The 5,740-nt window shown below is 71.8% G+C and carries 6 protein-coding genes; 5 read left to right on the top strand and 1 reads right to left on the bottom strand.

Annotated elements, in window-relative coordinates; genetic code table 11:
• From K8V84_RS05775 to K8V84_RS05755, 5 genes are all read left to right on the top strand, one after another.
• On the top strand, positions 1-907 hold a 907-nt coding region (locus K8V84_RS05775; RefSeq protein WP_304071398.1), incomplete at its 5' end, for a glycosyltransferase family 4 protein.
• Positions 908-1,061: 154 nt separating this feature from the next.
• Positions 1,062-2,675: an MDR family MFS transporter gene (locus K8V84_RS05770; protein WP_304071396.1), complete on the top strand. Its 1,614-nt coding sequence runs from the start codon at positions 1,062-1,064 to the stop codon at positions 2,673-2,675.
• Between the two features lie 311 nt (positions 2,676-2,986).
• The gene (locus K8V84_RS05765; protein ID WP_304071395.1) at positions 2,987-3,214 is read left to right on the top strand and encodes an SAM-dependent methyltransferase; all 228 of its coding nucleotides are present in this window, start codon (positions 2,987-2,989) and stop codon (positions 3,212-3,214) included.
• A gap of 268 nt (positions 3,215-3,482) precedes the next feature.
• Positions 3,483-4,334, top strand: coding sequence for an SAM-dependent methyltransferase (locus K8V84_RS05760; RefSeq protein WP_304071393.1), 852 nt, complete (start codon positions 3,483-3,485; stop codon positions 4,332-4,334).
• 7 nt (positions 4,335-4,341) lie between these two features.
• Positions 4,342-5,340, top strand: a complete 999-nt coding sequence (locus K8V84_RS05755) for a lysylphosphatidylglycerol synthase transmembrane domain-containing protein (protein WP_304071392.1) — start codon at positions 4,342-4,344, stop codon at positions 5,338-5,340.
• Here K8V84_RS05755 and K8V84_RS05750 read toward each other — a convergent pair.
• The coding region (locus K8V84_RS05750; RefSeq protein ID WP_304071390.1) for a creatininase family protein at positions 5,245-5,740 on the bottom strand (496 nt) is incomplete at its 5' end. The two genes, K8V84_RS05755 and K8V84_RS05750, sit on opposite strands and share 96 nt — an antisense overlap.

Genomic DNA, 5,740 nt, shown 5'->3' with positions numbered 1-5,740 from the left:
AATCGTCGCCCTGCCGGGCGAGTGGCCGCGCCCGGGCCCTGCGGGGGTGCGGGCGTTGGAGCGGGCCCTGGACCGGGTGCCCGACGGCGGCCGGGTGCTGCTCGACGGGTTGGTGGCCTGCGCGCTGCCCGAGGTGATCGTTCCCCGCGCGCGTCGGCTGCGCCCGGTGGTACTGGTGCACCTTCCGCTGGCCCTGGAGGTCGGGCTGGATCCCGCCACCGCCCGTGACCTGGACGCACGCGAACGCCGGGTGCTGGAGTCGTGCGCCTCGGTGGTGGCCACCGGCCGGTGGGCGGCCGGGCACCTGAGCGCGCACCACGGCCTGTCCGAGGTGGCCGTGGTGCCCCCGGGCGTGGAACCCGCCCCTCTCGCCCGCGGCACGGCGCCCGGTTCCCCGCCCCGGTTGCTCTGCGTGGCCTCGCTGACCCCGCGCAAGGGACACCGGGTGCTCTTCGAGGCGCTGGAACACCTCACCGACCTGGAGTGGGAATGCGTGTGCGTGGGTCCGGGCCGGCCCCCGCCCGCCCCCGAGGGCGTGCGCTTCACCGGCCCTCTGCGCGGTGCGGCGCTGGACGCCGCCTATGACCGGGCCGACCTGCTGGTGCTGCCCTCCCTCGCCGAGACCTACGGAATGGTCGTCACCGAGGCCCTGGCCCGGGGCGTTCCGGTGATGGCGAGCGATGTGGGCGGGGTGCCCGAGGCCCTGGGCGGCTCCTCCCCCTCCGGCAGACCAGGGATGTTGGTGCCCCCGGCACGGGTCGAGGAATGGGCCCGGGCACTGCGCCTGTGGCTGAGCGATCCCCGCTCGCGCCACCGGTGGCGGGTCGCCGCACACGCGCGCCGCACCACGCTCCGGAGCTGGGCCGAGGCGGCCCGAGCCCTCCGTCATGTCCTGGACCAGGTCTGAGATCGTCCCGGTGTGATCCGCTTCTCGCCCACTTCTCACTTCGTGCGGACATCCGCGATGATATCGTGCACTCACTGCAAAAATTCTTGCTCTGTATTTTTGCTCCGCAAGCAGGATTTCTCCACCTGCACGTTCAGCTTCCCGAGGTCGGCCCTTGAGTACCCCTCAATCCCAGAACACCGCACGCAAAACGATCAGGCGCAGCCTCATCGGACTCCTCATCGTGCTCGGCGTGACAATGCTCAGCGGCACGATCGTCTCGGTCGCCCTCCCCCAGATCGTCGGCTCCCTCCAAGGAACCCAATCCCAGTACACCTGGGTGGTCACCGCGACCCTGCTCGCCTCCACCGCGTCCACACCCGTGTGGGGCAAACTCGCCGACCTCTTCGACAAAAAGCTGCTCCTGCAGATCTCCATCGTCCTGTTCATCCTGGCCTCACTCCTGTGCGGCCTGGCCCAGAACACCGGCCAACTCATCGGCTTCCGCGCCATCCAGGGCCTGGGCATGGGCGCCTCCCAGGTCCTGGTACAGACCATCATCGGCGCACTCGTCAGCCCCAAGGAACGCGGCCGGCTCAACGGCCTCCTCGGATCGGTCATGGCCGTGGCCACCGTCGGAGGACCCCTCATCGGCGGCGCCCTCACCGACATCTCCTGGCTGGGCTGGCGCTGGTGCTTCTTCATCGGCATCCCCTTCATGGTCGTCGCCCTCGTCGTCCTGGCCCGCACCCTGCACCTGGACGACGCCCGCAAGCCCGACACCCGCGTGGACTACGTCGGCGCCACCCTCATCGCCGCGGGCGTGAGCACCCTGCTGCTGTGGGTCACCTTCGTCGGCGGATCCTTCGCCTGGCTGTCCTGGCAGACCGCCGCCATGGTCGCCGGCGGCGTCCTCCTCCTGGCCCTGGCCGTATGGGTCGAAGGCCGTGTCGCCCAACCCGTCATCCCCCTGCACCTGGTCACCCGCCGCGAGACCGCCATCGCCATCCTGGCCAGCGTCGCCGTGGGCATGGCCATGTTCGGCGGAGCCGTTTTCCTGGGCCAGTACTTCCAGCTCGCCCGCGGCTACTCCCCCACCGCCGCAGGCCTGCTCACCACCCCACTGATGCTCGGCACCATGGGCGCCTCCACCATCGCCGGCTGGATGGTCTCCCGCTCCGGCCGCGTCAAGCCCTACGTCCTGACCGGCCTGACCACCCTGACCGTCGGCTTCATCGCCCTGTCCTTCATCGACGCCGACACACCACTGCCCCTGGTCTCCCTGGGAATGCTCGCCGTCGGCATGGGCGTGGGCATGTCCATGCAAAACCTCGTCCTGGTCGTCCAGAACTCCGTGCCCCTGAGCGAACTCGGCGCCGCCAGCGGATCGATCACCTTCTTCCGCTCCCTGGGCGGCACCATCGGCGTCTCGGTCCTGGGCGCCATCCTCGCCAACCGGGTCGCCGGCAACATCACCGACGGCCTGGCCTCCGCCGGCATCGCCCTCCCCGAGGGCGGCCCCGACACGAGCACCCTGGACCTGGCCGGCATGCCGCCGTTCCTGCGCACCATCGTCGAGAACGCCTACGGATCGGCCACCGGCGACCTGTTCCTCGTGGCCACCGGCATCGCCGTCGTCGGCCTGGCCGTGGCGTTCTTCCTGCCCGACGTCCGCCTGCGCGACACCATCGACATGCCCGGATCCACCACCACCGAGGCCGCCCAGAAGCCCACCGACCAGGACCCCGAACTCCAGGACAAGGACGGGGATCACCCACTTCCCACCTGACCCGGCACACCGCGCCCCGGAGGGGCACACCTTCCTCCGGGGCGCACCAGAACCCCCACCCGGCAAGGCTTCCAAACTTGGCCGACCACCCCACCAGGGCACCAGACTTCGGATACCGAAACCGGCCCCACCGGCCATCCGAACCGAAAGCCCCCCATGACCGACACCCCCATCGACACCACCGTCGACCTCACCCTCATGGGCACGATGGGCCGCTTCGAGTTCGACGAGGCCCTGGAGATCGTAGGCGCCTACACCGACGCACTGGCCCCGGCGGCTTCCTGGCGGTCTGCGACGGGGTCCCGGCCCACATGGACGCCGAACTCGGCGAACGCGCCACGCAGGGCATGCGACCCTGGCAGGAGAAGCTCGCCCAGCCCCACCACATGCGCACCGTGGAGGAGTTCGCTCGATTCTTCGACGGTCTCGAACCGGTCGAACCCGGCGTCGTCTCCGTGCTCCGCCGGCGGCCCGAACCCACCGAGGTCGGCACCGTCCACGACCTGCCCCGGTACGCCGGACCGGCCAAGAAGGCCTGAAGGCCCGACCCTCCCCATGGAACCGCGGCTCGACGGGCGGGGTGGTGCTGCGCGCCTCACGGCGCCGCCCGGCTTCGCAGTCCTGCGTACCGACGTCCGGTACCGGGAAGGCTCCTTCCAACGAGGGGAAGAGGGGATCTGATTCCCCCACAGAGGGAGAACACGGGTCGAAGTTCGGCGAACCGCCCACCTCGACCCGACCGAACCGGCAAGGTGAAGGGAAAAGCACCCGCCCGCCCGGCGGCCCGCTCCACACGGAGGAATCCCGTTGAGCCCAACGCCCGACCACGCGCCCGAGGCCTTCACCCCCGAGTGGCTCGCGCTGCGTGAGGAGGCCGACAGCCACGCACGGGCCACCGCTCCCCTGGACCCCCTCCGCACCCACCTCGCCGAACGCGGCGCGGGCCTCGGCGGACGCCCCATCCGCATCACCGACCTGGGTTGCGGCACCGGCTCCCAAGGACGCTGGCTCGCCCCACGCCTTGCCGGCCCCCAGAACTGGATGCTCCACGACCTGGACCCCCACCTGCTGAACCTGGCCGGCGCCCACATGCCCCGCGTCTCCGCCGACGGATCCACCGTCCGGGCCCGCATGTGCCTGCGCGACCTCGACCGGATCACCACCGCCGACCTGGCCGACACCGACCTGGTCACCGGCTCGGCCCTGCTCGACCTGCTCACCCGCGACCAGGTTCTGGCCATCGCCCGGGCCGCGGACGAAGCGGGCTGCGCCGTCCTGTTCACCCTCACCGTCACCGGCCGCGTGGACCTGCACCCCGCGCACCCGGCCGACGCCTCCATCACCGACGCCTTCAACGACCACCAACGCCGCGCCGGCCGCCTGGGGCCCGACGCCACCGCGTTCACCGCCCGGACCCTCCGCTCTCTGGGACGACGCGTCCTGACCTATCCCAGCCCCTGGAGGCTGCTCCCCGAACACGGCGACCTGATCCGCGCCTGGCTGCGCGGCAGGCTCCGGGCCGCCGGGGAACAGCGCGGGCCGATACCCGCCGACCACCTGCGCCACCGCATGGACCAGTGCGAACGGAGCGAACTCGGGGCGGTCGTACACCACACCGACCTTCTCGCCCTCCCCAACGGCTACCCGGGACACCCGTGAGGTCGCCATGAGCGAGCACCTGCGACGCCGGACCCGACCGCTCATCGGCGCGGCCCTGCTCGCCGCCCTGGCCTGGTGGTATCCGGTGGAGGCCTTCACCGACGCCTTCGTCTCACTCGATGGCCGCACCCTCTTCGCCGCCTCGGCCATCGGCCTGGTCACGACCGTGCTCTGCGCGGCCCGCTGGATCCTGGTGGCCCGCGGGGTGGGTCTGCACCTGCCCTGGGTCCGCGCCGTCGGCGACTACTACCGGGCCATCCTGCTCAACGCCGTCCTGCCCTCGGGGATCCTGGGCGACGTGCACCGGGCCCTGGGACACGGCCGCTACGCCGGTGACCTGCCCCGGGGCGTACGCGCGGTGGTCCTCGAACGCGCGGCCGGACAGGTGGTCCTGGCCGCCACCGGTGCGATCCTGTTGTTCACGCTGCCCGCCGCCCTGCTCGGCCCCGGGCTGCTCACCGTGGCCGCCTCCCTGGCGTTACCGGCCCTGGTCGCCGCCGCGGTGGGCGCCGGCCTGCTGTTCACGAGGCGACACCACACCCGTCGCCGACACGCCTTGGCGGCCGCCATCGCCGACGCCCGCGCCGGCCTGTTCACCGCGACCACCGGCCCCGGGGTCCTGGTGTCGTCGGTGGCGGCCCTGGCCGGGCACGTGACCCTGTTCCTGGTCGCGGCGCACGCGACAGGGGTCACCGCCCCGTTGTCCACCCTGGTGCCACTGGCGGTTTCGGCCCTGGTCGCCATGAGCGTGCCGGCCGGTATCGGTGGCTGGGGGCCGCGCGAGGCGGTGGCCGCGCTGACCTTCGGAACCGCGGGGTTGGGCTCGGCCACCGGCCTGACCGTGTCGGTGCTCTACGGACTGCTCGCCCTGGTCGCGGCCCTTCCCGGCGTGGTGGTGCTGCTGTGGCGGCTACGCCCCGTCGAGCACGTTCAGATACCCGGTGAAGGTCTTGGTCAGGGACGCCAACAGGTCACGCCCCTTGTTCGCCGTGGCGCGCGACGGTAGACCCACCACCCCCGAGCGCGTGTAACGGCTCAACCCGGTGGTGAGCATGTGGTCGCGCCGGTCGGCCAGGTGGTCGGACTCCTCATAGCCGGCACGGACCAGGTCGGGGCGGATGTGCAACAGCACCGAGGTCTCCAGTTCCCCGGCGTGCATGTCCCGGTCGTTGGTGGTGCCCATCCCCGCGGCCTCGCGAGCGGCCTCCCAATCGTGCGGGCCGGGGAACAGCGCCATGTCACCGCCGGAGGCCTGCACCAGGTTGGCCAGGACGTGGTTGCCGCCGTGCCCGTTGACCACCACCAGCTTGGGGGTTCCCGAGGCGCGCAAGGACGCGGCGATGTCGGCGACCATGGCGTGCAGGGTGGGCGCCGAGACGCTGACCGTGCCCGACCAGGACGAGTGC

Source organism: Nocardiopsis listeri, assembly GCF_020741345.1.
GTDB lineage: Bacteria > Actinomycetota > Actinomycetes > Streptosporangiales > Streptosporangiaceae > Nocardiopsis > Nocardiopsis listeri_A.
The sequence above is the reverse complement of the archived record's forward strand: the minus strand, read 5'-3'. Positions and strand labels throughout refer to the sequence as shown.

Excerpts from the sequence above, each read along its gene's own strand:
- K8V84_RS05755 (WP_304071392.1), top strand. The coding sequence starts at position 4,342 with ATGAGCGAGCACCTGCGACGCCGGACCCGACCGCTCATCGGCGCGGCC.
- K8V84_RS05765 (WP_304071395.1), top strand. The coding sequence starts at position 2,987 with ATGGACGCCGAACTCGGCGAACGCGCCACGCAGGGCATGCGACCCTGG.